Origin of the sequence: Streptomyces sp. NBC_00038 (assembly GCF_026343635.1) — a bacterium.
Classification (GTDB): Bacteria; Actinomycetota; Actinomycetes; order Streptomycetales; family Streptomycetaceae; genus Streptomyces.
Genome location: NZ_JAPELQ010000001.1, coordinates 7,535,603 through 7,558,793 on the forward strand (window position 1 = coordinate 7,535,603; position 23,191 = coordinate 7,558,793).

Sequence of the window (23,191 nt, forward strand, 5' to 3'; positions counted from 1 at the left end):
GAAGGTGTTCGCGTGCCCCGCCGCAGAATCGGCTTCTGGTACCGCTTCGCAGCGGTCCTCTGCAAACCGCCGCTGGTGGTTCTGATCAAGCGGGACTGGCGCGGGATCGAGAACATTCCGGCCCAGGGCGGATTTATCACCGCGGTGAACCACAATTCCCATGTGGATCCGTTCATGTACGGCCACTATCAGTACAACACCGGGCGTGTTCCGCGATTCCTGGCGAAGAGCAGCCTTTTCAGGAAGGGGTTCGTGGGTGCCGCGATGCGCGGTACCGGACAGATCCCGGTGTACCGCGAGACCACGGACGCGCTGAGTGCTTTCCGGGCCGCCATCGACGCGGTCGAGCGCGGCGAGTGCGTCGCGTTCTATCCCGAGGGCACCATCACCCGTGATCCCGGCCAGTGGCCGATGACGGGCAAGACGGGTGCCGCCCGTGTCGCGCTGCAGACCAAGTGCCCGGTGATTCCGGTCGCCCAGTGGGGCGCCAACGAACTCCTGCCGCCGTACGCCAAGAAGCTCAACGTCCTTCCGCGCAAGACCCACCACGTCCTCGCGGGCCCCCCGGTGGACCTCTCGCGCTTCTACGACAAGGAGATGTCCCCGGACGTCCTCAAGGAGGCGACCGAGGTCATCATGGCGGCCATCACCGCGCAGCTGGAGCAGATCCGCGGCGAGAAGGCCCCTGCGACGCCCTACGACCCGCGCCAGGAGCGGATCGAGCAGCGCAGGCGGACCGCGTCCCAGGAGAAGGCGGCCCGGCAGATCGCCGCTCAGGAAATGGACGCCCAGGAGAACGCGCAGGCGCAGATCACGGCGCAAGCGCTGCAAAAAGCACAGCAGGAAGAGGGGCAGGGCACGTGAGCAAGCCGGTCAAGGCGGCTGTCTTCGGGACCGGATCGTGGGGTACGGCCTTCGGCATGGTGCTCGCCGACGCGGGCTGCGACGTCACCCTGTGGTCGCGCCGCGCGGAACTCGCCGAAGCGGTCAACTCCACGCGTACGAACCCGGACTACCTGCCGGGCGTCGAACTCCCCGCGAACCTGCGGGCCACCGCGGACGCCGCCGAAGCCGCGCACGAGGCCGACTTCACGGTCCTCGCCATTCCCTCGCAGACGCTGCGCGGGAACCTCGCGAAGTGGGTGCCGGTGCTCGCGCCCGACACCGTCCTCGTCTCCCTCATGAAGGGCGTCGAACTCGGCTCCACCATGCGGATGAGCGAGGTGATCGAGGACATCGCCAAGGTCGGCGCGGACCGCATCGCCGTGGTCACCGGACCCAACCTCGCACGGGAGATCGCCGCGCGCATGCCGGCCGCCGCCGTGGTCGCCTGCCGGTCCGAGGCCGTCGCCCGGCGACTCCAGTCTGCCTGCCACACGCCGTACTTCCGCCCGTACACCGAAACCGACGTGGTGGGCTGCGAACTCGGCGGCGCCGTCAAGAACGTGATCGGTCTCGCCGTCGGCATCGCGGACGGCATGGGGCTCGGCGACAACGCGAAGGGCTCGCTCATCACGCGTGGGCTCGCGGAGACCTCGCGCCTCGGCCTCGCGATGGGCGCCGACCCGATGACGTTCGCCGGACTCGCGGGCCTGGGCGACCTGGTGGCCACCTGCTCCTCGCCGCTGTCGCGCAACCACACCTTCGGCATCAACCTGGGCAAGGGCATGACGCTCCAGGAGACCATCGCGGTCACCAAGCAGACCGCCGAGGGCGTCAAGTCCTGTGAATCCGTGCTGGATCTGGCCCGTAGGCACGGTGTCGACATGCCGATCACGGAAACGGTCGTCGGCATCGTCCACGAAGGCAAGCCGCCCGTCGTCGCCCTCAAGGAGATGATGTCGCGCAGCGCCAAGCCCGAGCGACGCTGAGCGACAGGGCCCAACGGGCGCTGACTGAGGCGGGTACCAGCGGGTACGCTCAACGCGATATGAGCACCGAGAACCTCCCCCAGAGCCCTGAGCAGGCGCCTCGTAAGCCGCGCGTGGCCGTCGTCTTCGGCGGCCGCAGCTCCGAACACGGGATCTCCGTGGTCACGGCCGGCGCGGTCCTGCGTGCCATCGACCGGACGAAGTACGACGTCCTGCCGATCGGTATCACCCAGGACGGCCGTTGGGCGCTCACCGCCGACGAGCCGGAGCGCATGGCCATCGTCGACCGGCGGCAGCCGAGTGTCGACCTCCTCGCCGACTCGACCGAGGGCGGCGTGATCCTCTCCGTCGACCCGGCCAACCGCGAAGTCGTCTACAGCGAACCCGGATCGGTCCCCAAGGCGCTCGGAGAGGTCGACGTCGTCTTCCCCGTGCTGCACGGTCCGTACGGCGAGGACGGCACCCTGCAGGGACTCCTCGAACTCTCCGGAGTCCCGTACGTCGGTGCGGGCGTGCTCGCCTCGGCCGTCGGCCAGGACAAGGAGTACATGAAGCGGGTGTTCACCTCCTTCGGGCTGCCCGTCGGCCCGTATCTGGTGATCCGCCCGCGCGAGTGGACCGGCGACGAGCAGGGGGCCCGCAAGCGGATCGCCGGCTTCGCCGGTGAGCACGGCTGGCCGCTGTTCATCAAGCCCGCGCGCGCGGGGTCCTCGATCGGCATCACCAAGGTCGACTCCTTCGAGGGCCTCGACGAGGCGATCGCGGAGGCGCAGCGCCACGACCCGAAGATCATCGTGGAGGCGCTGCTGCGCGGCCGCGAGATCGAGTGCGGGGTCCTGGAGTTCGAGGACGGACCGCGCGCCAGCTTGCCGGCCGAGATTCCGCCCGTGCAGTCGCACGCCTACTACGACTTCGAGGCGAAGTACATCGACTCGACGCCCGGCCTCGTACCGGCCCCGCTGACGCCCGAGCAGACCGCGGACGTCCAGCGGCTCGCGGTCGAGGCGTTCGAGGCCGCCTCCTGCGAGGGCCTGGTGCGCGCGGACTTCTTCCTCACCGAGGACGGGGAGTTCGTGATCAACGAGATCAACACCATGCCGGGCTTCACGCCCATCTCGATGTACCCGAAGATGTGGGAGGCGAGCGGTGTGAGCTACCCGGAGCTGGTGGACCGCCTGGTGCAGGCGGCGCTGAACCGTTCCACCGGGCTGCGCTGAGCCGTTCGCCACCGGGCCGCACGAGGCCCCTGATGGCACCCCTGTACGTCAGTCGGCGATTCCTTCGGGGATCGCCTTCTTGACGGGCCCGGCGAAGTCCGTGAGCGGCCCCGCGCCCTGGTCGGCCCGCTCCTTCGGCAGCCTCACCTCGACGTATGCCTTGCGCAGGCTCGTGGTGAAGACGTACGAGCCGTCGTCCTGCTCCTCGACCAGCCAGCCGACCCCGTCCACGTCGGCCCCATAGGCGTTCGGGTCGCTCATCTCGGCGGGCCTCTCGACACCGCAGCGCAGTATGATCGCCGGGCTTCCCCAGCCCGCGGTCAGCGCGGACCGGGGCTCGGGATCGTTCCGGTCGAGGTCGTCCACTTTCTCCGGCAGCACCTTGTCCAGGTTCTGGCACAGCTTCGCGACCTTCGCGTCCGGACCGGGAACCGCGGCCGAGGGTTCGTCGTCTGCCGAGGAGCAGCCTGTGGCGGCGATCAGCAGAGCGAGAACGGGCAGCCCGAAGGCAGCGGTGTGCCGGTGACGGAAGAAGTTCACCGGCCAAGGGTAGACGGGGGCTACAGGTGCACGACCGGGCAGGTCAGGGTGCGGGTGATGCCGTCCACTTGCTGGACTCTGGCGACCACCATGCGGCCGAGGTCGTCGACCGTGTCGGCCTGGGCACGCACGATCACGTCGTACGGTCCTGTCACGTCCTCGGCCTGGATCACCCCCGGGATCTTGCTGATCGTCTCGGCGACGGTCGACGCTTTGCCGACCTCCGTCTGGATCAGGATGTACGCCTGTACCACGGAACCTCCAGGGCGGCCACGAGGATCATGTGGGGAAAAGGAACGCCACGGTATCGCGTCGCCGCTCGCCGCGGGGAGACCCCCGGTGACTGGGGCTTGCGCGCCGGGGTGCACAGACTGCACAAGTTGACGGTCAACTCGACCGTACCGAGTACGGAGACGGCACGCGACCGCACCGAGGACGGTTCGCGTAGCGCGGCACATGCGGTACGCCACGCGGTTCGGACGCGACGTACCGTGGCGCAGACAGGAAGAGAAGGGGCAGTACGACTATGAAGGGCACCGTGGGCGAGTTGGGGGAGTTCGGGCTCATCAAGGAGCTCACCTCGCGTCTCACCACCACCCCGGCGGTCCGGGTCGGCCCCGGCGACGACGCCGCGGTGGTGGCCGCACCCGACCGCAGGGTCGTGGCGAGCACCGACATCCTCCTGGAGGGGCGGCACTTCCGCCGCGACTGGTCCACCGCGTACGACGTCGGGCGCAAGGCGGCCGCGCAGAACCTCGCGGACATCGCCGCGATGGGCGCCGTACCGACCGCACTGCTGCTCGGCCTGGTCGTTCCGGCCGAACTCCCGGCGACCTGGCCGTCCGAGATGATGGACGGGCTGCGCGACGAGTGCCAGGTCGCGGGCGCCTCCGTGGTCGGCGGCGATGTCGTACGCGGCGACACCATCATGGTGTCGATCACCGCGCTCGGCGATCTGCGCAACCACGAGCCGGTGACCAGGGGCGGTGCCCAGCCCGGTGACGTGGTCGCCGTGACGGGCTGGCTGGGCTGGTCGGCGGCCGGCTTCGCGGTGCTCTCCCGGGGCTTCCGTTCGCCGCGCGCCTTCGTGGAGGCGCACCGGCGCCCGGAGCCGCCGTACCACGCGGGCCCCGCGGCGGCCGGGCTCGGCGCGACCTCGATGACGGACGTCAGCGACGGGCTGATCGCCGACCTCGGGCACATCGCCGAGGCGAGCAAGGTGCGCATCGACGTGCGTTCCGGCGACATCGACATCCCGACCCAGATGAACGACATCGGGCAGGCCGTCGGCGTCGACCCCATCCAGTGGGTGCTCACCGGCGGCGAGGACCACGCGATCGTCGCCACCTTCCCGCCGGACGTGAAACTGCCCGCCCGCTGGAAGATCATCGGCGAGGTGCTCAACCCGTCGGCGCTGCCTCAGGTGACGGTGGACGGGGCGCCGTGGACGAGCAAGGGCGGCTGGGACCACTTCGGGGACATCGAGTCGTGAGTGCGCCGCCGAGGGTTCTGACGGTCGCGGGCTCGGACTCCGGTGGCGGGGCCGGGATCCAGGCCGACCTGAAGACGATGCTGGCGCTCGGCGTGCACGGCATGAGCGTGATCACGGCCGTCACCGCGCAGAACTCCCTCGGCGTGCAAGGCGCTTGGGAGCTGCCGGTGGAGGCCGTGCGGGCCCAGTACCGCAGCGTCGTCGACGACATCGGTGTCCAGGCGGTCAAGACCGGCATGCTCGCCTCCGCCGAACTCGTCGAAGCGGTGGCCGAGTTGATCGGTGACACCGCCGCGCCGGCCGTCGTCGACCCGGTCGGCATCTCCAAGCACGGCGACTCGCTGCTGGCCGCTTCCGCGCTGGATTCCGTACGTACGAAGCTGCTGCCGGTCGCGACCGTGGCGACGCCGAACCTCGACGAGGTGGCTCAGCTCACGGGCGTACGGGTCGAGTCGGAGGAGCAACTGCGCGGGGCCGCGGCGGCTGTGCTGGCGTACGGCCCGAAGTGGGTGCTGATCAAGGGCGGTCATCTGTCCGGGGACGCCGTCGATCTGCTTACGGACGGGTCCGAGGAGCACTGGCTGCGCGCGCCCCGCCACGACAACCGGCACACGCACGGCACGGGCTGCACGCTGGCCTCGGCCATCGCGTGCGGGTTGGCGAAGGGGCAGTCGGTGCCGGAGGCCGTCGCGGTGGCCAAGGAGTACGTCACCGGGGCGATCGCGGCCGGGTTCGCGCTGGGGGGCGGGATCGGGCCGGTGGATCATGGGTGGCGGTTCAGGGCGGGCGCGTAAAGCCTGGGCTGCAAAGCAAAAAACCGGCCCACCGTGAGGTGGACCGGTTCAGTGCAAGCGAACCAGCAGTGGCCGCGCGCTAGCGGTTGTCAGCGCGTGACCTTGCCGGCCTTGATGCACGAGGTGCAAGCGTTCACGCGCTTCGGCGTCCCGCCCACCACGGTACGAACGCGCTGGATGTTGGGGTTCCAGCGACGGGGCGTACGGCGGTGCGAGTGCGAGATGTTGTTGCCGAAGCCCGGCCCCTTGCCGCAGACGTCGCAGTTGGCAGCCACGGGTCACTCCAAAGACTTCAGATGCTCTTACGGTGGATCCCGGCATGCCGGGATCCAGATCTAGGATCTGAGTGGCGGTGCCAGGAGGAAGGCCCGATGAGATCGGGCAACCGGAGCAGCATACAACGACTGCGTCCAGAGAACGAAACTACCATGGCTGCTCAGGGCCACGCCCCGGCCCTCCGCAGGCCCCCTACCGACAGTAACCCCTTCTGGGTCTACGCTGCGTCCACGTCCAGCTGCTCAAGGAGGCGCAGGTGCCGCAGGTGCCGCAGACGTTCGATGCTCTCGCGGTGCGCACCTGGTGCGGTCTCGCGCTGGAGGCGCTGGGACGGGCGCGCGAGGAGATCGACGCGATCAACGTCTACCCGGTGGCCGACGGGGACACCGGCACCAACCTGTATCTGACGCTGGAGTCGGCGACCGCGGCGGTCGAGGCGGTCTTCGCGGGGCACGAGGTCGGTGCGGGGCGCGAGGCCGCCAGTGGTGACGAGGCCGGTGGGGGCCGCGAGACCGGTGGGGGCAGGCCGACGCTCGCCGACGCCGTACGGGCGATGGCGCACGGGGCGCTGATAGGGGCCCGGGGCAACTCCGGCACGATCCTCGCGCAGCTGCTGCGCGGCATGGCGCAGGTGCTCGCCGCCGACAGTGAGACCGCTCACACCGACGGACCGGGCCTGCGGCTCGCCCTGCGGCAGGCCGCCGATTCCGCCCGCCAGGCCGTCGCCCACCCCGTCGAGGGCACGGTCCTCACGGTCGCCTCGGCCGCCGCCGACGCGGCCACCGGCGCCGAGGGGGACTGCGGCTCGGTCGCACGCGCGGCGTACGAGGGGGCGCGGGCGGCTCTCGCCGCGACGCCACGGCAACTGGCCGTCCTGGAGCGCGCCGGTGTGGTCGACGCGGGCGGACGGGGGCTGGTCGCGGTGCTGGGGGCGCTGGTGGAGACGTTCACGGGGGAGGCGCCGAGGGTGCTCGTGGGGCGGGCCGAGGTCCACGCGCGCGTGGCGGCGGCCGTGACCGATGTCGACATCGTCGGTGCCGGTATCGGCGGAGTGCACCCCGACGTGTGCGGGGACGGAGCGCCGGAGGAAGGCGGGCCCGCTTTCGAGGTGATCTATCTCCTGGAGGCGGAGGACACGGCCGTGGACCGGTTGCGGGGCCGGCTGGACGGTCTGGGCGACTCGCTCGTCGTCGTCGGCGGGGACGGGCTGTGGAACGTCCATGTGCACGTGGACGACGCGGGTGCCGCCGTGGAGGCGGGCGTCGAGGCCGGGCGGCCGTACCGGATCAGGATCACGCACTTCGGGCTGGGGGACGTCCACACCGGGGGCCCGGGGCGGCCGCCCCGGGAGCGGGCACAGCGGGCCGTCGTGGCGGTCGTGCCCGGAGAAGGGCTGGCCGGGCTGTACGCGGAGGCCGGGGCGACCACCGTGCTCGCACGGCCCGGGGAGCCGCCCGCGAGCGGCGAGCTCGTCGAGGCCGTACGGCGTGCCCACGCGCGCGAGGTGGTGCTCCTGCCCAATGACGCCGAACTGCGTCACACCGCGGCCGCCGCCGCCGAGCAGGCCCGCGCGGACGGTGTCCGGGTCGCGCTGATCCCGACCCGCTCCGCGGTCCAGGGCATCGCCGCGCTCGCCGTGCACGAGCCGGAACGCCGCTTCGACGAGGACGTCGTTGCCATGACCTCCGCGGCGGGCGCCACCCGCTACGCCGAGGTCGCCGTCGCCGAGCGCCAGTCCTGGACCATGGCCGGCATCTGCCAGGCCGGCGACGTCCTCGGCCTCATCGACGGCGACGTCGCCGTCATCGGCTCCGACATCACCACCACCGCCGAATCCGTCCTGGACCGGATGCTCTCCGCGGGCGGCGAGATGGTCACCCTCGTACTGGGCGACGAGGCACCCGACGCCATCGCGGAGCGTCTTGAATCCCGGGTACGGGAAGGGTATTTGGCGGTGGACACGGTGGTGTACCGGGGTGGGCGGCAGGGGGCGTTGTTGTTGATCGGGGTGGAGTAGTTGGTGGGGTGGGTGGTTTTTTCGCCCCCTCCGCCCCTACCCGTCCCGTTCCTGGGGGCTCCGCCCCCAGACCCCCGTATCGGCCTGGACGGCCTCGTCCTCAATCGCCGGACGGGCTGGAGATAGCCCCTCCGGCGTTTGAGGAGCGGGGGTTTGGGGGCGGAGCCCCCAAGTGACGGGAATGGGTAGGGGCGGAGGGGGCGAAAAAACCCACCCACCCCCACCAGTCACCGCTCCGCCTGCGCCCCCGTCAGCTTCAGCATGTTCTCCGCCTCCGCGCGCCGCGCCTCGGCGGTCTCCCCCTCCACCCCCGCGTACGCGGAAAGCACCGCACGCGCGCGTGCCGAAGCCGCGGCGGGCCGGCGAAGGTCCGCCTCCAGCCAGCCGGCGGCGAGTTCGGCACCGGTACGGACTTCGAGGACCTCGTCCCCGAGGGAAGCGAACACGGAGATGGCTTGCGTGACGTGAGCCAGGGCCTCCTCGAAAGCGGCCGAGGTCGAAGCCTCCTCCGCGTCGTCCGGCACGGAACGAGCCACCAGGTCGCCGAACTGACGGTAGGTGTGCCCGAGTTCGGCGACGAGGCGAAGTTGCACGCCCTCGTCCTCGGGGGAGTCGGAGGAGACAGGCACGTCCTGGATCGCGACCTCGCACTCCCGCACCGCTGCTGTCATCAACTCCCGTGCCCCGTCGAGTCCCGCCTCCGTACGGGCGGCTGCCCAGGCACGGGCCCGCAGCGAGCGCACCAGCCCGTGGACGTTGCCGAGCTCGCGCCAGAGGTCGCCGGCCCGGGCGTACGCCTGGTCCGCCTGGGCGGGCAGCCCGGCGTGGCCGAGGGCCTCGGCCGCGAGATGGGCGAGCATCGCGTGGTCGCGCTGTTCGGGCCAGTGGCGGGCGATGTCGGCGGCCTGCAGCCAGCGTTCGGCGGCCTCGCGGTGATCGCCGAGTTCGGTGAGACAGTCGCCGAGCCACCACTGGGTCTGCACGATCGCACCGTCGCCGTGCATGTCGGTGGTCAGATCGGGCAGCGCGGACTCCAGTATCTCGGCGGCCTCGGCCCACCGCCCCAGACGGACCAGGAAACCGCCGAGCTGGTGCCGGGCCCAGGCGCCGAGCGTGGCACTCTGGCCCGCTTCGTCGGCCCAGTGCGCGGCCTCCAGGGCGTGTTGGGCGGCGGGCCCGAACTGCCCGGTGCCGCCGAGGATTTCAGCGAGCTGGAGGTGCAGCTGCGCATGACCCGGCGCCTCCATGTGCAGCGCGCCGTGCTCCAGCGCCGCGCGCGCCGCCCGCTCCGCCGCCTCGGCGTCGCCCAGGTGCAGGGAGATGCCGGCGAGCCGCGCCTCATGCTCCACGGCGAACCATGGCAGCCCGGCCGACACGTAGGTCTCGACAGCCCGCCAAAGCAGCTCCGCGGCCTGCTCGACGTCCCCGGAACGCGCCGCGAGCTCCCCGAGCATCGCCTGCGCCTCCGCGGCCCGCGAGGCCAGCCGCACGTCCCCGACATGCGGCTCGGCAAGAGCCAACAACTCCCGCGCCGCGGCTTCGGCAGCACCGACGACGCCTCCTCGCGGTGCACTTGTGCTGCCGGCTGCACCTGCATCTTCGGTGGTTGCTGCGCCCGCACTTTGGGGGGTGGCTGTGCTGTCGTGGTTGGCCGCGTCCTGGGCTGCGCCTGAACTCGCACTGGTTGGCGTGCCAGTGCCCTGGACTGAGCCTGCACCTTCGCGTGCGGCTGCGCTTCGGGCTTCGTCCGTATCTTCGGGCGTGGCAGTGCTGTCGTGCCCCGCGCCCTGGGCCCCACCCGCACCGTCGGCCGCCCCAGCGCCCCCGGCTGCCCCCGGCCCCGTACCGTCGTCCGCGCCCTTGGTCCCGGCCTCCGCCGAGACTCCGGTCTCGGTCTCGGTACGATCCAGGACCCCGGCCTCACCCTCGGGCTCAGCCTCCGTTCCACCCCCCAACTCATCCACCCGATGCATCAGAACCCGCGCTCGCCCCACCAGCACGGACGCCGTCTGAGACACCCCGGTCCTGCCCTCCGCGAAGAGCGTGAGCGCCCGCTCGTACAGCTCCGAGACGGCCGTCAGGGCCTCCTCGGACTCGCCCGTCAGCGCGAGTACGTATGCGGCGCGGGCGTGGGCTGCGAGGGCCTCGCCGGGGTCGTCCGCCTCGGCGTACAGCTCGGCCGCGTGATGGAAGAGGTCGATGCCGTCCGGGCCGAGCCCCATCGCCGCGTGGTCGGCGATCTCCGCGCGGTCGCGGGCTTCCAGTTCGTGGCCGTCGGCGGCACGCGAGACCGCCGCCCAGGCCTCGACGGCGTCCGGGCTCCGGGAGTCCGAGAGGCGGCGGGCCTCGGTGAGCAGCGCGGGCAGGTCGGGCTCGGCGGCGGGTTCCGTGACGGCGGGCGGCCGGGGCGCGTGCGCCGTGGGCGCGGGGCGCGGTGAGCGCACGCCCAGCGGCAGGCGGTCCACGAGCGTCGGCTGGTTCATCCGCGAGCGGGCGCGCTCGCTGACGTACGACGTGCCGTTGCGCGCGTCGAAGCGCGCCGCCAGCGAAAGCGCCTCCCCGCGCGCGTGGGCGGCGAGGTCGTGCGCGGTCCAGGCGCGGCCGGCCGGACCGGGGACCGCCTGGTCGCCGAGCCCGAGGGAGGTCAAGCGGTCCATCAGGAGGGCCACCACGGCCATGAAGTCCAGCTTGCTGCGCGGGTCCCCGGAGTCCGTGAAGTATGCGGGGCGCTCGGCGAGCAGTTCCAGCGCGCGCGCCTCGTTGCCGGAGAGCGCGCAGAACTCCACGTGGTCCGCGTACGCGCCGCGCATGCTCTCCATGGCGCGGACGAGCCGGAAGCCCCGCAGATGGTGGGCGCGCGCCTCGTCCACACGCCCCAGGCGCAACAGGGGCACCAGGGAGGACGCGAGGACGGTGTGCGGCTCATGGGCGCAGGAGTACTCGCCCTCCAGGACAGGGCCCCACAGCTCCAGCGCCTCCGCGTCGGAGCCGCGCTGCGCCCGCCACCACCCCTGCCCGTGCAGCTCGCACGCGTGGCAGTCGGCCATGGTGTCCCGGTCGGCGGCCAGCCAGGCGGCGTACGCCCGCTCGGCGCGGTCCAGGTCCCCGAGGTGGGCGGCCACGCTGAACTCGGCGCTGCGTACGGCCCGTTCGGAGTGTCCGGCGAGCCGGTAGCGGTGCTCCATCTCGCCGAGCCACTTCTGGATGGAGGCGAGCGGAATGTGCGGCTGGTCCAGCATTCCGGCCGACATCCACTTGAAGACCCAGTGCAGGGAGTGGATCTCGTACTCGTCGAAGTCCTCGGGGCGTTCGTCCCACATGCGCAGCAGGCGCGCGAAGGGGACGAACATCTTGTCCTTCTCGGAGCTGTAGTTGTAGACCTTCAGCTGATGCCCGAGCGCCTCGATCACCGCGAGGGGGATGCCGAGTTTCTCGGCCGCGGTGAGCAGTTGCTCCGCGCGCGCGTTGCGGGCCGGTCCCTCCGGCTGTTCGTAGTTGTCCGCCATCGCCTCGCGGAGGGCCTCGAAGTCCGTGATTCCGTCGATCCCGCTCATCGCTGGCCGTCCTCCCCGGAGTTGGTGTGCGTGGCCCATTCGAGGAGGCCGATGAACGCGCGGTTGAGGAGCGCGGAGTCCGCGGGCCGCAGCGGGCGCTGGGCCATCAGCAGGGCCTGTCCGTAGAGGGACTCCGTGGCGGTGCCGATCAGCTCCGGGTCGTCCAGTGAACTGATCCTCCGGATCAGCGGGTTGAGGTGGTTGAGCACCAGACGCGCGCGTGGAGCGCTGCCGCGCAGCGAGCCGAGGATGCCGGCCCACAGGTCGTCGGCCTGGTCCTCGGCCTCCGCACGGGCCTGCTCGTGGCGGCCCGCCCGGTCGTCCAGATGCAGGGCCGGGACCGAGAGCGGGTGGAAGGCCCGCAGGACCACATCGCAGCCCAGGGGGTCGAGTTTCGCCCGGGCGGCCCCCAGGAAGGCCGACAGCGCCAGCTCCTCGGCCGGGTCGACCGCGTCAAGGTGCGCAGTCACGGTGTCGGCGTCCAGCTCCGAGACGACCGTCCCGGGACGCACCGACGGCAGCGCCTCCACCAGTTCGCTGTCGTACGTGTAGCCGCCGTTGACGACCCCGACGCCCTGCGCGGAGGCGATCGGCGCGACCTGCCGGTACTCCTCCACGGTCCGCGTGAAGTGCACGACCGGGTGCCGCTGGGCGAACTCCTCCAGGGAGAGCCGCCCGTCGGTCGTCTCGAACGGCAGCCACGGCAGCATCGTGCGCAGCATCTCGGTGTCGTGCCGGGCAAGGGACTTCACGCCCAGGTGGTGCACGGAGAGGAAGGCCTCCAGCCGCTCCGGGTCGCCGGCCGCGAGCCCGGTCAGCCAGGACCGGATCCGCTCGCCCAGCGCCTCGCGTACGGCGGCCAGGGTCTCGTCCTCGTACAGCGACTCGCGCGATGCCGTGGGCCGCAGACTGTCCGTGTCCAGGACGCAGCGCACGAAGAACGCCCAGTCGGGCAGCAGCTGTTCGGCCCGCTCGGTGAGCAGCATGCCCTTCAGGTGCACGCGATGGCTCGCGCGCTGGGCCGGGCTGACCGAGGACGGCAGGACGTACGCCACCCCCCGGATCCCGGCGAGCGGCACGTCCAGGTCGATCGAGTCCAGCGGCGTGAACCCGAACAGGTCGTGGCAGTGCCGCGCCAGGGCCACCCTTCGGGTGGCGGGGCTCGGGTACGCGCGGTCCCAGGGCGCCGGAAGGTCCGTGATCGCTTCGTCGCCGACGCGGACGTCGTACGGCAGCAGCGCGCCGAAGTCCCGGGCCAGCGACCGGACCTTCTCCTCCGTGAGCCACTCGCCGGCCCCGGCCCGCGCCACCAGGTGCACGGTGGTGCCCGGTTCGGTGCGCGCCTCGTGCGGCAGCGTGCGCACGGTGTACGAGCCGTCGTCGGCCGCCGTCCACTCCACGGGCGGCGCCTCGGGCGTACGCGCGCTGCGGCTGACGACCCGGATCCGCTCGGCCACCACGAAGCACGCGAGCAACCCGATGCCGAACTGGCCCAGGAAGTCCGAACGCGCCGACTCCAGACCGTCGTTCCGCTTGGAGCTGCGGCCGATGGTCGCGAGGAGGCTGTGCACGTCGGACTCGGTGAGCCCGATCCCGGAGTCCTCGACGCGCAGGGTGCCGTCCTGGGCGTACAGGCGCACGGTGGCAGGAGCGTCCGGCTGTTCCGCGCGCCGGGCGGTGATCGCGTCCACGGCGTTCTGCAGCAGCTCGCGCAGATAGACCTTGGGACTCGAGTAGAGGTGATGGGAGAGCAGGTCCACCAAACCGCGCAGGTCGACCTGGAACGTATGAGGTGACTGGGATGCCTGGGATGACTGTGAGGTCTGAGAATCCATCGTCGCAGCGCCGGTGGGGGGACGGGCGACGGCGCGGGGTCGGGCGGTCCCGGGGGACGGTGACCGCGAAGAGGGCCGGAGCGCGTCATCCTAGGCCCGGAACGACCCGCCTGACCAGCGGATTTCCAGGACGTATACGGCATTGTCAGTGCGGTGGTGTGCAATGGATCTCGTGTCCGCGCTCGAAGAACCACTGAAAAATGCGCTCGGTCCCGCCACCGCGAAGGTGATGGCCGAGCACCTCGGCCTGCACACCGTCGGTGATCTGCTGCACCACTATCCCCGCAGATACGAGGAGCGCGGCCAGCTCACCCACCTCGCCGACCTGCCCATGGACGAGCATGTGACGGTGGTCGCCCAGGTCGCCGACGCGCGCCTGCACAGCTTCGCCTCGTCCAAGGCCCCCCGCGGCAAGGGCCAGCGCCTCGAAGTGACCATCACGGACGGCAGCGGCCGCCTCCAGCTGGTCTTCTTCGGCCACGGCGTGCACAAGCCCCACAAGGACCTGCTGCCCGGCACGCGCGCGATGTTCTCCGGCAAGGTCTCCGTCTTCAACCACCGCCTCCAGCTGGCCCATCCGGCGTACGAGCTGCTGCGCGGCGACGACGACGAGGCGACCGAGACCGTCGGCTCCTGGGCCGGCGCCCTCATCCCGCTCTACCCGGCCACCGCCAAGCTGGAGTCCTGGAAGATCGCCAAGTCCGTGCAGACGGTCCTGCCGAACGCCCAGGAGGCCGTCGACCCGCTCCCGGACTCACTGCGGGACGGCCGTGGTCTCGTCGCTCTACCCGAGGCACTTCTGAAGATCCACCGTCCGCAGACCAAGGCGGACGTCCTGGACGCCCGCGCCCGGCTCAAGTGGGACGAGGCCTTCGTCCTCCAGGTAGCCCTGGCCCGCCGCCGGTACGCCGACGCCCAACTCCCCGCCGTGGCCCGCGAACCCAAGCCGTCCGGCCTCCTCACCGCCTTCGACGCCAAACTTCCCTTCACCCTCACCGAGGGCCAGCAGAAGGTCTCCAAGGAGATCTTCGACGACCTCGCGACCGAGCATCCGATGCACCGGCTGCTCCAGGGAGAGGTCGGTTCCGGGAAGACGATGGTGGCCCTGCGCGCCATGCTCGCCGTCGTCGACTCGGGCGGGCAGGCCGCCATGCTCGCGCCCACCGAAGTGCTCGCCCAGCAGCACCACCGTTCGATCACGGAGATGATGGGCGAGCTGGCCGAGGGCGGGATGCTCGGAGGCGTCGAGCACTCCACGAAGATCGTGCTGCTCACTGGGTCCATGGGGGCCGCCGCCCGACGGAAGGCGCTCCTCGACCTCGTCACGGGTGAGGCCGGGATCGTCATCGGCACCCATGCGCTGATCGAGGACAAGGTGCAGTTCCACGACCTGGGCCTGGTCGTCGTCGACGAGCAGCACCGCTTCGGTGTCGAGCAGCGCGACGCCCTGCGCGGCAAGGGCAAGCAGCCCCCGCACCTGCTCGTCATGACCGCCACACCCATCCCGCGCACCGTCGCGATGACCGTCTTCGGCGACCTGGAGACCTCGGTCCTCGACCAGCTCCCCGCCGGGCGCTCGCCGATCGCCACCCATGTCGTCCCCGCCGCCGACAAACCGCACTTCCTGTCGCGTGCGTGGGAGCGCGTGCGCGAGGAAGTGGAGAACGGCCATCAGGCGTACGTCGTCTGCCCCCGCATCGGCGACGAGGAGGACGACCCGAGCAAGGCCAAGAGCAAGAAGAAGTCGCCGGAGGACGAAGCCGAGAAGCGCCCGCCGCTCGCCGTCCTCGACATCGCGGACCACCTGGCCAACGGCCCGCTCCAGGGCCTCAAGGTCGAAGTCCTGCACGGCAGGATGCAGCCCGACGACAAGGACGCCGTCATGCGCCGCTTCGCCGCGGGCGAGACCGACGTCCTGGTCGCGACGACCGTCATCGAGGTCGGCGTGAACGTGCCGAACGCCACGGCGATGGTGATCATGGACGCCGACCGGTTCGGCGTATCGCAGCTCCACCAGCTCCGCGGCCGTGTCGGCCGTGGCTCGGCCCCCGGCCTGTGCCTGCTGGTCACCGAGATGCCGGAGGCGAGCCCGGCACGCCAGCGGCTGAACGCGGTGGCGTCCACGCTCGACGGCTTCGAACTCTCCCGCATCGACCTCGAACAGCGCCGCGAGGGCGATGTCCTCGGCCAGGCCCAGTCCGGCGTCCGCTCCTCGCTGCGCATGCTGGCCGTCATCGAGGACGAGGACATCATCGCCGAGGCCCGCGAGGAGGCCACCACGGTCGTCGCCGCCGACCCTGAGCTCGAAGGGTTCCCCGGCCTGCGCACGGCTCTCCAGGCCCTGCTGGACGAGGAGAGGGAGCAGTTCTTGGACAAGGGGTGATGGCAGCGCCCTTTTAGGGGCGCGGGGCCGTGCCGATATGCGGCTCCGCCGCGTGGGCGCGAGCAACCAGAACGAACCCGCGGCGGCCCCGACGCAAAGCACCCCCTACCCCCGCCTGCCAAACTGGATCCGTAACCATCCCGTCGAACAAGGACCCGAGATGACCCGCGTGATCGCCGGCGCAGCCGGCGGACGCCGCCTAGCCGTCCCGCCGGGAACCCGCACCCGGCCCACCTCCGACCGGGCGCGCGAGGGCCTCTTCTCCACCTGGCAGTCGCTGCTCGGCGGCCCCCTGGAGGGCGAGCGCGTCCTCGACCTGTACGCCGGGTCGGGTGCCGTGGGCCTGGAGGCGCTCAGCCGGGGTGCCGGGCACACCCTGCTCGTGGAGGCCGACGCCCGCGCGGCCCGCGTCATCCGCGAGAACGTGAAGTCACTGGGCCTGCCCGGCGCCGAGGTCAGACCGGGCAAAGCGGAACAGATCGTCCAGGCGCCCGCGCCGGCGGACCCGTACGACCTGGTCTTCCTCGACCCTCCGTACGCCGTCTCCGACGACGATCTTCGCGAGATTCTGCTCACACTCCGGACGGGGGGCTGGCTCGCGGCCGATGCCCTCGTCACCGTGGAGCGCAGCACCAGAGGCGGCGAATTCGGGTGGCCGGACGGTTTCGCGGCGATCAGGGCCCGTCGTTACGGCGAGGGGACGTTTTGGTACGGTCGCGCCGCCTCTACGTGCGAAGACGCACGATGACCGGACTGGAGAGCGAGGGACCTCAGTTGCGCCGCGCCGTCTGTCCCGGGTCGTTCGACCCGATCACCAATGGACATCTCGACATCATCGCCAGAGCCTCCAAGCTGTACGACGTCGTACACGTCGCGGTGATGATCAACCAGTCCAAGAAGGGTCTCTTCGAGATCGACGAGCGGATCGAGCTGATCCGCGAGGTCACCGCCGAGTTCGGCAACGTCGAGGTGGAGGCGTTCCACGGCCTCCTCGTCGACTTCTGCAAGCAGCGCGACATCCCCGCGATCGTCAAGGGCCTGCGCGCCGTGAGCGACTTCGACTACGAGCTGCAGATGGCCCAGATGAACATCGGGCTGTCGGGCGTGGAGACCCTCTTCGTCCCCACCAACCCGACCTACAGTTTCCTGTCCTCCTCGCTCGTCAAGGAGGTCGCGACCTGGGGCGGCGACGTCTCCCACCTGGTGCCTCCGCTGGTCCTGGAGGCGCTCAAGGAGCGTCTCAGCCATGACTGAGTCCGCCCCGGGGACCTGACAGTCCGTCACCCGGTGTCGGGCGGGGCGGGAGTGGTCGTACAGTCGACCCGTCCGTCTCCATCACAGCTGTAGAGAGTGGCGAGCACACGGTGGACGTGCAGAAGAAGCTCGATGAGATCGTCGCGTCGGTCGGCAGCGCCCGTTCCATGCCCATGTCGGCCTCGTGCGTGGTCAACCGCGCCGAGCTGCTCGCCATGCTCGAAGAGGTGCGTCAGGCGCTGCCCGGCTCCCTCGCGCAGGCCGAGGAGCTGATCGGCGGCCGCGAGCAGCTGGTCGAGCACGCCCGCCAGGAGGCCGAGCGGATCATCGAGACCGCGCACGCCGAGCGAGGCTCACTGATCTCCGACACGGAGGTCGCCCGGCGCTCCCAGGCCGAAGGCGACCGCATCCTCGCCGAGGCCCGCCAGGAGGCCGAGGAGGTCCGCGCGGAGGCCGACGACTACGTCGACTCCAAGCTCGCCAACTTCGAGGTCGTCCTCACCAAGACCCTCGGCTCCGTCGGCCGCGGCCGCGAGAAGCTACTCGGTACCGGCCCCGGGGTCGACGACCAGGGCTACGAGGACGAGGACGCCCCCGAGCGCAGCCACGACCCGGAGACCCTGCGCCGGAGCGCCGACGAGTACGTCGACGTCAAGCTCGGCGCCTTCGAGGCCGTCCTCGCCAAGACCCTGGACGCCGTCGGCCGCGGCCGCCAGAAGCTGCACGGCCGGATCGCCAGCGACGACCTCGGCCTCCTCACGGAGGACGGGACACCCGTGCACCACACGAACGACAACGACTACCTGGCGGGCCTCGCGGGCACGGAGGCCCCCGAGCAGCCCGCGGAGCCCCAGGCCCCGGAGATCCCGGCCCAGCAGCAGGGCTACGTCCAGCAGGACGCGTACGCCTACCAGCAGCAGGCCCCGGATCCGTACGGCTACCAGCAGCAGTATGCCCAGCAGGACGCGTACGGCTACCAGCAGCAGACCGCCGACCCGTACGCCGCCTACCCGCAGCAGCAGGGCTACGACCAGCAGCCGGCGTACGACCAGAGCCAGCAGCAGGCCTACGCGCAGCCGCAGGGGCACGCCCAGGACCCGCACGCGCAGGCGCTCGACGAGACCAGCCTCTTCGACACGAGCATGATCAGTGCGGAGCAGCTGCGGGCGTACGAACAGGGGCGCTGACACCGGATTGGGCCGAGAGCGAAAGGTCCAGTATCCTGGCTCTTCGGTCGCGTGTACGTCCGCGATCACCGCTGCCCGGAACATCATGGGCAGCACCCCCTTGAGCTTCGAAGATCGAAAGCAGGAATGGCTCTGAACGCCCGCCTCGACCACCGCAACCCGCTCGTGTTCGACACACATGAGCTGGGGCGGCGTCCTGGCGCGCTGCAGCGCCTTTCCCGCACGATCGACGCTCCCAAGGACCTCGGGATCCAGGGAGTCATCGGAGTGCCGGAAGGCGCCCCGGTGGAGCTCGAACTCCGGCTTGAGTCGGTCATGGAAGGTGTGCTTGTCACAGGCACCGCCCGTGCACTGGCCAAGGGGGAGTGCGTAAGGTGTCTGGAGCCGCTCGAGCTGGAGCTCGAAGCGGAATTCCAGGAGATGTTCTCGTACCCTGACGCCGACGACCGGGGCCGCCCCAAAGCGGAGCCGGCCGACGACGCCGAGGACGACGAGGACACGCTCTTCCTCGAGGACGGCCTGTTCGACCTCGAAGTCGTGCTGCGTGATGCGGTGGTGCTCGCACTGCCGATGCAGCCGGTGTGCCAGGACGACTGCCCCGGCCTGTGCTCCGAATGCGGAGCCCGGCTCGCGGACGCCCCGGACCACCAACACGACGCCGTCGACATCCGTTGGGCGGCACTGCAGGGACTCGCCGGTTCACTCGAAGATGGCGAGAAGGACGAGTTGGGCGGCGGCGCGCTTTCATCTGCGCACGCCGACGAGAAGCAGGAGAAGTAGCCGTGGCTGTTCCGAAGCGGAAGATGTCGCGCAGCAACACGCGCCACCGCCGGTCGCAGTGGAAGGCTGCGGTCCCCACCCTGGTTGCGTGTGAGCGCTGCCACGAGCCCAAGCTGCAGCACATCGCGTGCCCCGCTTGCGGCACCTATAACAAGCGCCAGGTCCTCGAGGTCTGAGCGGCTGGTGAGAGGTCTGATGTCTGACGCCCAGGCGGATTCAAACGCCAAGAAAAAGGCGGACAACACAGCCTCGTCCCACACGCTTCTGGAAGGGCGGCTCGGCTACAAGCTCGAGTCCGCCCTTCTGGTGCGTGCGCTGACCCACCGTTCGTACGCGTACGAGAACGGCGGTCTGCCGACCAACGAACGCCTGGAGTTCCTCGGGGACTCCGTGCTCGGCCTCGTGGTCACGGACACGCTGTACACGACCCACCCCGACCTCCCAGAAGGCCAACTGGCCAAGCTGCGGGCCGCGGTGGTCAATTCTCGTGCGCTGGCGGAGGTGGGCCGCGGGCTCGAACTCGGCTCCTTCATCCGGCTCGGCCGGGGCGAGGAAGGCACGGGAGGCCGGGACAAGGCATCCATCCTCGCCGACACCCTTGAAGCGGTGATCGGCGCGGTCTATCTCGACCAGGGTCTGGAAGCGGCGGGCGAGCTCGTCCACCGGCTCTTCGACCCGCTGATCGAGAAGTCCTCGAATCTCGGTGCCGGCCTGGACTGGAAGACCAGTCTCCAGGAGCTCACCGCGACCGAAGGGCTCGGGGTTCCCGAGTACCTGGTCTCGGAGACAGGACCGGACCACGAGAAGACCTTTACTGCTGCCGCCCGCGTCGGAGGCGTCTCGTACGGCACCGGCACCGGCCGCAGCAAGAAGGAAGCGGAACAGCAGGCCGCGGAGTCCGCGTGGCGTGCGATCCGTTCCGACGCGGACGAACGCGCGAAGTCGGCCAGGGCCGCCGCAGAAGAAGCGGCAGCCCAGGTCACCGAGGGGAACGCCGACACCCCCTCGGCTCCGACGAGCGATTCGGCCACGGCCTGATTCCTTCACAACCGCAGCACCCGCAGTAACTGAGGTACCCGCAGTATCCGAACCCCGTCGCAGCGCTCGCGCAGCGGCGGGGTTCGTATCGCATCCCCCGGAGGAGCACCGTGCCTGAGTTGCCCGAGGTCGAAGTCGTGCGGCGCGGCCTGGAGCGCTGGGTCAGCGGCCGGGTCGTGAAGACCGTGGAGGTACGGCATCCGCGGGCCGTGCGACGGCACTTGGCCGGGCCCGACGGTTTCGCGAAGGCCCTCGCAGGCCATCGCGTGGGCGAGGCCAGGCGCCGGGGCAAGTACCTGTGGCTGCCCCTCGCCGACTCCCCGTACTCCGTGCTCGCGCACCTCGGCATGAGCGGCCAGCTCCTGGTCCAGCCCGAGGACGCCCCGGACGAGAAGCACCTGCGCGTCCGCATCCGCTTCGAGGACGGCCGGGGCACCGAGCTCCGCTTCGTCGACCAGCGCACCTTCGGTGGACTCTCCCTGCACGAGAACACCTCGGACGGCCTTCCGGACGTCATCGCGCACATCGCACGCGACCCGCTCGACCCCCTCTTCGACGACGACGCTTTCCACACGGCGCTGCGTGCCCGACGTACGACGATCAAACGCGCGCTGCTCGACCAGTCGCTGATCAGCGGGGTCGGCAACATCTACGCGGACGAGGCGCTCTGGCGCTCCAAGCTGCACTACGAACGCCCCACGGGAACCTTCACCCGGCCGCGCACCGCCGAGCTGCTCGGCCACATCCGCGACGTCATGAACGACGCCCTCGCCGCCGGCGGCACCAGCTTCGACAGCCTCTACGTCAACGTCAACGGGGAATCGGGCTACTTCGACCGCTCGCTCGACGCGTACGGCCGTGAGGGCGAGCCCTGCGGGCGGTGCGGGACACCGATACGGCGGCGCGCCTGGATGAACCGGTCCAGCTACTTCTGCCCGCGATGCCAGCGGCCGCCGCGCGCGAGCGCATAGAGCCCGTCCAAGGCTTAGGCCTGGCGCGTCTCGTCGTAGCGCGTGCGGGACTCGAGCACGTCGTCCATGCGGCCCTCCATGAAGTGGATGAGGGTCAGCAGACGCTCGGCGACCTCCCGGCCCAGCGGTGTGAGCGTGTAGTCGACGCGTGGTGGATTGGTCGGCTGCGCGTCGCGGTGCACCAGGCCGTCGCGCTCCAGCGCCTGGAGCGTCTGGGAGAGCATCTTCTCGCTGACGCCGTCGACACGGCGGCGCAGCTCGTTGAAACGGAGCGTGCCCTCGTGCAGTGCCCCGAGGGTGAGTGCGCCCCAGCGGCCGGTGACGTGCTCCAGCGTGCCCCGGGACGGGCAGTTCCGGGCGAACACGTTGTACGCGAAGTCCTGGGACTCACCGCACTCGGTGTTCCGCACAGCTGATTCCATGCACGCACGATACTCCGGCACAGCGCTAACCGACAGGTTGCACTAACTGCGGGTTAGTGACTGGCCTCAGTAGCCGAAGTCCTGCGTCCACCAGGGGCCGCCGGAGGCGATGTGCACGCCCACGCCCAGGGTCTTGAAGTCGCAGTTCAGGATGTTGGCGCGGTGGCCGGGGCTGTTCATCCAGGCTTCCATCACGGCCTCGGCGGTGGACTGACCGCGGGCTATGTTCTCGCCGCCCAGGTTGGTGATCCCGGCGGTCGCCGCACGGTCCCAGGGGGTGGCGCCGTCCGGGTCGGTGTGGTCGAAGAAGCCGCGCGCGGCCATGTCCTCGCTGAAGACCGAGGCCAGCTCGGAGAGGGCGCTGTTCGCCGCCACCGGGCTGCAACCCACCTTGGCCCGCTCCGTGTTGACCAGCTCGAGCACCGCGGCCTCGGCTGCGGTCTCGGCGGACACCGTCACGGGGGCGGTGGTCTTCGGAGCCTTCGTTTCCTTCTCGGCAGGCTTCGAAGGAGTCTTCGTCTTGGTGGGCTTGGTCGTGGGCTTCTTCGCCGGCTCGGTCGTCGGAGCGGCCGACGGCGTGGAGGGGGCGGCCGAGGGCGAGGCGGAGCGCTCGGCGTCACGGCTCGTCCCCGTGTCGTCGCGCTCGTCCTCCGCGCTGCCCGAGGTGCCGCCCTGCTGGGTCTCCACGCTGGACGGGGAGCCCGCGGCCTGCACGTTGTCGGCGTTGCCGCCACCGCCGAGCGAGTAGTTCTCGCTGCCGGGCAGCACACCGGCCGCGACGGCGACGGTGCCCAGGGCCACGGCGGCGGACACGCCGAGCAGCCCCGTACGTACGGGGGTCGCACCCTTCCTCTTGCGGTGCGAGCGGGCGCGGGCGCCGCTCGGGAAGTCGGCGACAGCCGCGTAGCCGTACAGGTTCTCCGGCCCGTAGGGACCGTCGATGACCGTGCGGTCCGTGCGGGTGTCCGTGCCCCCGGTGGCGCGACCTGTGGCGGCGCGGCCGGCGGCTGAGCGTCGGTGGCGTCCCATCTCCTGGCCTTCCTCGATCTTGCAGTCAGTGAACCTCACTCGAAAGAGTGAGTTTCATATGAGACTCATTGGGTCGGGACGGTACCCCATGGCGCAAGGGGAGGAAGTGCTCCGAGAGACATTGTCCGGTTAGCGTGCACCCATGAACGAGGTTGTACGGGTCGTCGTCTGGGTACGCGGGCGGGTCCAGGGCGTGGGTTTCCGCTGGTTCACGCGGGCCAAGGCGCTGGAGATCGGGGGGCTGAGTGGTTTTGCTCTCAATTTGGACGACGGACGGGTCCAAGTGGTCGCGGAGGGCCCTCGGGCCGGCTGCCAGAGTCTGCTCGACTGGCTCCAGGGCGACGACACACCCGGGCGCGTGGACGGAGTCACTGAGATCTGGGACACGCCCCGCGGGATCTACGACGGCTTCCTCATCCGCTGACGGGGACGGTGCGACGGGCCGGGCCGGAGCGACCGGACATACCAATGGCACCTGCCAGAAGCGGAAAGGCCCAGGTGGTTGCCAAGGACGGCTCGTAGTGGCAGGCT

At 70.7% G+C, this 23,191-nt stretch carries 22 protein-coding genes; 15 read left to right on the plus strand and 7 right to left on the minus strand.

The genetic code is table 11. From position 1 onward, the window contains the following. The first annotated feature begins 12 nt into the window (after positions 1-12). From OG219_RS34175 to OG219_RS34185, 3 genes are read left to right on the plus strand one after another with little or no spacing between them, the layout of a single operon-like run. The gene (locus OG219_RS34175) at positions 13-864 is read left to right on the plus strand and encodes a 1-acyl-sn-glycerol-3-phosphate acyltransferase (RefSeq protein ID WP_266833082.1); all 852 of its coding nucleotides are present in this window, start codon (positions 13-15) and stop codon (positions 862-864) included. Continuing rightward, positions 861-1,871, plus strand: coding sequence for an NAD(P)H-dependent glycerol-3-phosphate dehydrogenase (locus tag OG219_RS34180; protein ID WP_266833084.1), 1,011 nt, complete (start codon positions 861-863; stop codon positions 1,869-1,871). The genes OG219_RS34175 and OG219_RS34180 overlap by 4 nt, the downstream gene beginning before the upstream one ends. Before the next feature lie 59 nt (positions 1,872-1,930). Further along, on the plus strand, positions 1,931-3,088 hold the full coding sequence (locus tag OG219_RS34185; RefSeq protein ID WP_266833086.1) for a D-alanine--D-alanine ligase family protein: 1,158 nt from the start codon (positions 1,931-1,933) through the stop codon (positions 3,086-3,088). Between the two features lie 48 nt (positions 3,089-3,136). On the opposite strand, the gene OG219_RS34190 is transcribed toward OG219_RS34185, so the two are convergent. Together OG219_RS34190 and OG219_RS34195 are read right to left on the minus strand one after the other, a co-directional pair. Next, entirely contained in the window at positions 3,137-3,628 is a 492-nt protein-coding gene (locus tag OG219_RS34190; RefSeq protein ID WP_266833088.1) for a DUF3515 domain-containing protein, read from the minus strand. Between the two features lie 20 nt (positions 3,629-3,648). Further along, entirely contained in the window at positions 3,649-3,882 is a 234-nt protein-coding gene (locus OG219_RS34195; RefSeq protein ID WP_016432437.1) for an Lrp/AsnC family transcriptional regulator, read from the minus strand. A 272-nt stretch (positions 3,883-4,154) separates the two neighbouring features. Here OG219_RS34195 and OG219_RS34200 point away from each other — a divergent pair, with 272 nt between their 5' ends. Together OG219_RS34200 and thiD are read left to right on the plus strand one after the other, a co-directional pair. Further along, positions 4,155-5,120: a thiamine-phosphate kinase gene (locus tag OG219_RS34200; RefSeq protein ID WP_266474654.1), complete on the plus strand. Its 966-nt coding sequence runs from the start codon at positions 4,155-4,157 to the stop codon at positions 5,118-5,120. After that, the gene (gene thiD, locus OG219_RS34205; RefSeq protein ID WP_266833092.1) at positions 5,117-5,914 is read left to right on the plus strand and encodes a bifunctional hydroxymethylpyrimidine kinase/phosphomethylpyrimidine kinase; all 798 of its coding nucleotides are present in this window, start codon (positions 5,117-5,119) and stop codon (positions 5,912-5,914) included. The genes OG219_RS34200 and thiD overlap by 4 nt, the downstream gene beginning before the upstream one ends. Positions 5,915-6,003: 89 nt before the next feature. Here thiD and rpmB read toward each other — a convergent pair whose 3' ends face one another. Continuing rightward, a complete protein-coding gene (gene rpmB, locus OG219_RS34210; RefSeq protein WP_037625034.1) occupies positions 6,004-6,189 on the minus strand; it encodes a 50S ribosomal protein L28 in 186 nt (61 codons plus the stop codon). Positions 6,190-6,446: 257 nt separating this feature from the next. On the opposite strand from rpmB, the gene OG219_RS34215 reads away from it, so the two are divergent. After that, entirely contained in the window at positions 6,447-8,207 is a 1,761-nt protein-coding gene (locus tag OG219_RS34215) for a DAK2 domain-containing protein (RefSeq protein WP_266833094.1), read from the plus strand. A gap of 227 nt (positions 8,208-8,434) precedes the next feature. Here OG219_RS34215 and OG219_RS34220 read toward each other — a convergent pair whose 3' ends face one another. Continuing rightward, positions 8,435-11,761 carry a tetratricopeptide repeat protein gene (locus OG219_RS34220; protein ID WP_266833096.1) on the minus strand — a complete coding sequence of 1,109 codons (3,327 nt, stop codon included), beginning with the start codon at positions 11,759-11,761 and terminating at the stop codon, positions 8,435-8,437. Then, positions 11,758-13,596 carry an HSP90 family protein gene (locus OG219_RS34225; RefSeq protein WP_266833098.1) on the minus strand — a complete coding sequence of 613 codons (1,839 nt, stop codon included), beginning with the start codon at positions 13,594-13,596 and terminating at the stop codon, positions 11,758-11,760. Before OG219_RS34225 ends, OG219_RS34220 begins: the two co-directional genes overlap by 4 nt. 163 nt (positions 13,597-13,759) lie before the next feature. Here OG219_RS34225 and recG point away from each other — a divergent pair, with 163 nt between their 5' ends. The 8 genes from recG to mutM all read left to right on the plus strand — a co-directional run bounded on the left by recG (position 13,760) and on the right by mutM (position 21,209). Further along, positions 13,760-15,979 (plus strand): ATP-dependent DNA helicase RecG, encoded by a 2,220-nt coding sequence (recG, locus tag OG219_RS34230; protein ID WP_266833100.1) that lies wholly within the window; start codon positions 13,760-13,762, stop codon positions 15,977-15,979. Between the two features lie 37 nt (positions 15,980-16,016). Then, positions 16,017-16,727, plus strand: a complete 711-nt coding sequence (gene rsmD / locus OG219_RS34235) for a 16S rRNA (guanine(966)-N(2))-methyltransferase RsmD (RefSeq protein WP_266833102.1) — start codon at positions 16,017-16,019, stop codon at positions 16,725-16,727. Between the two features lie 26 nt (positions 16,728-16,753). After that, a complete protein-coding gene (gene coaD, locus OG219_RS34240) occupies positions 16,754-17,233 on the plus strand; it encodes a pantetheine-phosphate adenylyltransferase (protein ID WP_266836332.1) in 480 nt (159 codons plus the stop codon). A gap of 110 nt (positions 17,234-17,343) precedes the next feature. After that, positions 17,344-18,420, plus strand: a complete 1,077-nt coding sequence (locus tag OG219_RS34245) for an ATP synthase F0 subunit B (protein WP_266833104.1) — start codon at positions 17,344-17,346, stop codon at positions 18,418-18,420. A 126-nt stretch (positions 18,421-18,546) separates the two neighbouring features. Beyond that, positions 18,547-19,200: a DUF177 domain-containing protein gene (locus tag OG219_RS34250; protein WP_266833106.1), complete on the plus strand. Its 654-nt coding sequence runs from the start codon at positions 18,547-18,549 to the stop codon at positions 19,198-19,200. A 2-nt stretch (positions 19,201-19,202) separates the two neighbouring features. Continuing rightward, a complete protein-coding gene (rpmF, locus tag OG219_RS34255; RefSeq protein ID WP_006139588.1) occupies positions 19,203-19,376 on the plus strand; it encodes a 50S ribosomal protein L32 in 174 nt (57 codons plus the stop codon). Between the two features lie 19 nt (positions 19,377-19,395). Beyond that, complete coding sequence (gene rnc / locus OG219_RS34260) at positions 19,396-20,238, plus strand: ribonuclease III (protein ID WP_266833108.1); 843 nt, start codon at positions 19,396-19,398, stop codon at positions 20,236-20,238. A 110-nt stretch (positions 20,239-20,348) separates the two neighbouring features. Continuing rightward, entirely contained in the window at positions 20,349-21,209 is an 861-nt protein-coding gene (gene mutM, locus OG219_RS34265) for a bifunctional DNA-formamidopyrimidine glycosylase/DNA-(apurinic or apyrimidinic site) lyase (RefSeq protein WP_266833110.1), read from the plus strand. Between the two features lie 14 nt (positions 21,210-21,223). Here the strand turns inward: mutM and OG219_RS34270 are convergent, their stop codons facing one another. Together OG219_RS34270 and OG219_RS34275 are read right to left on the minus strand one after the other, a co-directional pair. Next, entirely contained in the window at positions 21,224-21,631 is a 408-nt protein-coding gene (locus tag OG219_RS34270) for a helix-turn-helix domain-containing protein (RefSeq protein ID WP_266833112.1), read from the minus strand. Positions 21,632-21,697: 66 nt separating this feature from the next. Further along, positions 21,698-22,660 (minus strand): CAP domain-containing protein, encoded by a 963-nt coding sequence (locus OG219_RS34275; RefSeq protein ID WP_266833114.1) that lies wholly within the window; start codon positions 22,658-22,660, stop codon positions 21,698-21,700. A 142-nt stretch (positions 22,661-22,802) separates the two neighbouring features. Between OG219_RS34275 and OG219_RS34280 the strand changes: the two genes are divergently transcribed. Then, positions 22,803-23,084 (plus strand): acylphosphatase, encoded by a 282-nt coding sequence (locus OG219_RS34280; RefSeq protein ID WP_266474636.1) that lies wholly within the window; start codon positions 22,803-22,805, stop codon positions 23,082-23,084. Positions 23,085-23,191 lie beyond the last annotated feature (107 nt).

Bases quoted from the DNA above. Each gene is read 5' to 3' on its own strand.
- OG219_RS34275 (WP_266833114.1), bottom strand. From the start codon at position 22,660: ATGGGACGCCACCGACGCTCAGCCGCCGGCCGCGCCGCCACAGGTCGC.
- OG219_RS34220 (WP_266833096.1), bottom strand. From the start codon at position 11,761: ATGAGCGGGATCGACGGAATCACGGACTTCGAGGCCCTCCGCGAGGCG.
- recG (WP_266833100.1), top strand. From the start codon at position 13,760: ATGGATCTCGTGTCCGCGCTCGAAGAACCACTGAAAAATGCGCTCGGT.
- OG219_RS34250 (WP_266833106.1), top strand. From the start codon at position 18,547: ATGGCTCTGAACGCCCGCCTCGACCACCGCAACCCGCTCGTGTTCGAC.
- OG219_RS34185 (WP_266833086.1), top strand. From the start codon at position 1,931: ATGAGCACCGAGAACCTCCCCCAGAGCCCTGAGCAGGCGCCTCGTAAG.
- rsmD (WP_266833102.1), top strand. From the start codon at position 16,017: ATGCGGCTCCGCCGCGTGGGCGCGAGCAACCAGAACGAACCCGCGGCG.
- OG219_RS34280 (WP_266474636.1), top strand. From the start codon at position 22,803: ATGAACGAGGTTGTACGGGTCGTCGTCTGGGTACGCGGGCGGGTCCAG.
- OG219_RS34225 (WP_266833098.1), bottom strand. From the start codon at position 13,596: ATGGATTCTCAGACCTCACAGTCATCCCAGGCATCCCAGTCACCTCAT.
- rnc (WP_266833108.1), top strand. From the start codon at position 19,396: ATGTCTGACGCCCAGGCGGATTCAAACGCCAAGAAAAAGGCGGACAAC.
- OG219_RS34270 (WP_266833112.1), bottom strand. From the start codon at position 21,631: ATGGAATCAGCTGTGCGGAACACCGAGTGCGGTGAGTCCCAGGACTTC.
- OG219_RS34200 (WP_266474654.1), top strand. From the start codon at position 4,155: ATGAAGGGCACCGTGGGCGAGTTGGGGGAGTTCGGGCTCATCAAGGAG.